The sequence below is a fragment of the Ectobacillus funiculus genome (assembly GCF_004138295.1).
Taxonomy (GTDB): Bacteria; Bacillota; Bacilli; order Bacillales; family Bacillaceae_G; genus Ectobacillus; species Ectobacillus funiculus.
Genome location: NZ_SCFM01000139.1, coordinates 1 through 441 on the forward strand (window position 1 = coordinate 1; position 441 = coordinate 441).

Sequence of the window (441 nt, forward strand, 5' to 3'; positions counted from 1 at the left end):
CTTTCTTTGATCGCTTGACGAAATACCATTCTTCCAATACGGCCAAACCCATTAATAGCAACATTAATCATAATTAATAAATCCCCCTTTAATATGTTATACTATTTATCTTAAAATCTATAAGTAGTATAACATACTTAAAAATATATTCATCATTTTTTTAATTTTTTTAATAACTCACTCAAAAAATTAGTGTTTTAATTGAAAAATATTACTAATAAGGTAAGAACGACAAATATCCTATTAAATGTTGCAATGTGAAGCGCAGTCAGAAAAACATCATTCGAATTCTTCTCCTATTTCTTATGCAACCTTTGAGTCTTTAACGGAATCCACATAATGGCGTGCTTTGTCTGTATCAAATTCGCCCTCCCATTTCGCCATTGAAATGGCTGCCAAAGCATTTCCTAATACGTTCACAGAGGTGCGAACCATATCTAA

At 31.1% G+C, this 441-nt stretch carries 1 protein-coding gene and 1 pseudogene; both read right to left on the reverse strand.

Annotated features, from left to right (window positions below; genetic code table 11):
- Nucleotides 1–71 (reverse strand): glyceraldehyde 3-phosphate dehydrogenase NAD-binding domain-containing protein (locus EP737_RS26705; protein WP_165350949.1); only part of this gene is annotated, 71 nt, incomplete at its 3' end.
- A gap of 232 nt (nt 72–303) precedes the next feature.
- Nucleotides 304–441: pseudogene (locus EP737_RS26455) on the reverse strand (glutamate:protein symporter); the annotation flags it as partial.